The sequence below is a fragment of the Streptomyces sp. genome, assembly GCF_035563135.1.
GTDB lineage: Bacteria > Actinomycetota > Actinomycetes > Streptomycetales > Streptomycetaceae > Streptomyces.
Genome location: NZ_DATMVN010000689.1, coordinates 1 through 3031, shown reverse-complemented (window position 1 = coordinate 3031; position 3031 = coordinate 1). Strand labels below are relative to the sequence as shown.

Sequence of the window (3031 nt, the reverse complement as noted above, 5' to 3'; positions counted from 1 at the left end):
GGCCACAGGTCAGGCGACGCCACCGGGAACCGATGCGGCGGCGGTGACCTGCGAGGAGACCGGAGAGGTGCTGCAGGGTGCGGCTGGACAGATCGATGGCGGACGGGTAGACAAGCACGCGAAAGCTCCTGGCGGGCTGGTGATCTTGGTCGTGAATCCGTCTACCAGGAGCTTTCTTCATGCCCGCCACCAGGGTGCCGATCCAACCAGCCGTCAGGTTGGAAGAGGCTCATTGATCGCGGTAATGAGGCTCATTTCCAGTGAACAGGGCAGCGGGTCGCTGAATTGGCGGGTGATCATGTCCGCTCGGGCGTCGGGTGGTGAAGCAGAGCCAGCGGCGGGTTCGCGCAGTCAGGGCGATCGGCATCCAGGTGAGGAAGCCAAGTGCGATCTGGCCGATCACCGGCCACGTTCGGTCTGGGCGGTGCCGTGCAGGGGCAGGTTGCACAGGTCGGTGTCGCGGGCGTGGCGGCGGTGACGTAGTTCCAGGGCGGCGAGCTGGCCACCCTGGGTGTTGATCGCGAAACAGGTGAGCCGAAGCCCGTCGAGGTCAGTGAATCGCAACTAAGTGCCGGGGTGCGATCGTTCTCCGCAGACGATGAGCCGCATACCCGTGGGCCACGTGCTCAGGTCTGATACGTCGGTGACCCAGGCGCCAGGCCCACTCGGTGCCGTTGGCGTCGTAGACCGAAGTGCATGCCTGCTGTCCTGTCTCAACGAACCCAGTCGATCCTGAACTGCTGACCAGGGGCGACTAACTCGTTGAGACAGCCACTCCCTGATCGGACCCGGGCCACCGGCGCCCCGGCCTGCGGCGACTGGATTCGTTGAGACGAACCGCGGTGGACTCGGTTCGTTGAGACGGGACACCTGCTTCGGGATCTTCAGGATGTTCTGGTGGAGGGTGTCGGTGGTGGTCATTCCGTCGGAATACAACAGCTGCCGGCTCCGGCGGGAGAGCCGATCGGCAAAGGCATGGGTCCCGCCGCTGGAGTCAGTGCGGATAGCGTCTCTCGGCCCCGCCGCAGGCGCGTGGGGAGCTGGCCAGGGTGAGCCGGGTTGTTTCGATGTAACCTCGTTATGGTGGAGTCGGCGTCGCCGGGCCGCAGCAGCGCCCGCCGGCTCTGCGGAACCTGCCTGGCCGTGGTCGACAAACGCGACGAGTGGATGATGGCCGAAGGTTTTCTTCCAGGTCGCGGCGGTAGCCAGCTTCTTGGAGTCCGCAAGGACGAGCACGCCGTCGACATCCACGGTTACGTGACCGTCGGCGGCCGGACTCCCTCACTCCGTCCAATTCCCATACCGGCGACTGCACTTCGGCCCGCACCGACTGGATCGCGCTGAATGCCTTCGGTCCGACTACGGCGAGGATGTCGATGAGGTGGGAGACCGTGGGGTCGGATGCCACCGAACCGAACACATCGGGCTCGGCCCGCAGCATGGGGACATCGGCGAGGTAGTCCCCGCTCAGAGCCGCCGCGAGCGGGACATTTAACAGGACCTTGCCCGGGTCGTGCACTGTCCGCAGCTTGCACCATGGCATTGGTCCCGTCGATATTGCATATCCAGACCCCGCTTGCGGACCGTCTGGCTCCGCTTATTTGATCAGCACCGGACAACCCACCTCGTGAAACCACGAGGTTATCGAGTGTTGCGTAGGGGGAGCGGACGCTGCCGACACCACAATCAGCCGGGCCGCACTCGGATCAGGCGACTGGGGCAAGCTGCGAGGAGGAGCGAACGGGCCGCAGCGCGTTCTCCGAGCGGCGGCTGACCCGGGCGGCTGTACGCAGCACCTCGTAGGAGAAGCGGGTCTTCTCGGAGAACATCCTCGGGTGCTGGCCGAGCAGGGCAAGAGCCCCTTCGACATGGCCCGCCCGTCCATACACCGGTGCGGCGATCATCGACCAGCCGGGCAGAGGGGAACGAGTGAAGCACGTTCCCAGTTCCTGGATTTCCCGGAAGCGGCTGCTGGCGGTCTCGTCTTCGCTGTGCGCGCTGATCACCAGTCCGGCGGCGTCGGCTGACAGCGGGGACAGTTCGAGCGCCGCGCTGTCCTCCGAGGTGAGCGCTTCCACGAAGTCGTAGCGCCGACCGTACACAGTGTCTACCCACAGGCGACGTGCCAGTGGAACAGTGACGAACAGGGTGACGACCTGCGCTGTTTGACGTTGCAGCTGGGTCAGATCAGGGTCGGCGCCCTGCGAGGCGACCTGCGGCAGCCGCAGCCCCCGGAGAGCCCCGCTGTGCGGGGTGATGCTGTACAGGCCCTGGCCACGCAGTTCGATTTGCCCTTCCTCGACTCCGCAGGCGAGGATGCGCTGAACCGTGGATCGGGGAAGGCCTGACTTTGACGTGATCCGGCGCAACTCGTGAGCTCCGGGCCCCAGTTCCTCCAGAGCTGTCAGAACTCGGAACACCTTGGCGTGCGCCGAGGCACCCGTCGTGCAATCGACCGCTTCCTTCACTGTCAGCCTCCCCGAGAAAACGGCCCCCGGCATATGCGAGAGCTCGCTGTATGCCCTCCATCGTTGTCGCATATCGACTGCAGATCTAGGAGAAATGGGCACCGGAGGTCAAACTTCCGGACACGTACAGTAGTCGGCTGCCCCGGATGACACCGTGCCTCACGGCGCCAGTTGAAGGAGTGTGCACGTCAACTGGCAGACGGGTGGCCAGCACGGATACGGAGCGCGACGAACGGGAGCTGTCCCGCCTTCAAGATTCGCCGCAGAAGTTACCGCCAGGCGGTCAACCTCAAGCCAGCTTCCCGTCAGAAGGGATGCGAGGAGGAGCCAAGCACCCCTTCACGCGTCGCAGGGGCCCGGTGGACGGGATACGTCTCCCACTCTTCCCGCCCTGGGACCTCATCAACTCTCGGCGTCGGCCATCACGCTCAACCGCCCCACTGTGTGCGCCCCATCACGCGGCGAGGCGTGTGTAGCCTCTCCTCGCCCGCGAACCGTCCCGCCCAGCGAGAAGCAGAGAGAGTCGCTGCTCGCCAGGCGGGAATCCAGCACGAAATGCAGCG

1 protein-coding gene and 3 pseudogenes are annotated in these 3031 nt (G+C 65.3%); all 4 read right to left on the bottom strand.

The window, feature by feature from the left end; all coding sequences use genetic code 11:
- Positions 1-118, bottom strand: a pseudogene (locus tag VN520_RS30715) (IS5/IS1182 family transposase); the annotation flags it as partial.
- Positions 119-429: 311 nt separating this feature from the next.
- Positions 430-657: pseudogene (locus VN520_RS30710) on the bottom strand (IS1380 family transposase); the annotation flags it as partial.
- Positions 658-876: 219 nt separating this feature from the next.
- Positions 877-1587: pseudogene (locus tag VN520_RS39845) on the bottom strand (transposase); the annotation flags it as partial.
- 119 nt (positions 1588-1706) lie between these two features.
- The gene (locus VN520_RS30705; RefSeq protein ID WP_325750210.1) at positions 1707-2570 is read right to left on the bottom strand and encodes a helix-turn-helix domain-containing protein; all 864 of its coding nucleotides are present in this window, start codon (positions 2568-2570) and stop codon (positions 1707-1709) included.
- Between the last annotated feature and the right edge of the window lie 461 nt (positions 2571-3031).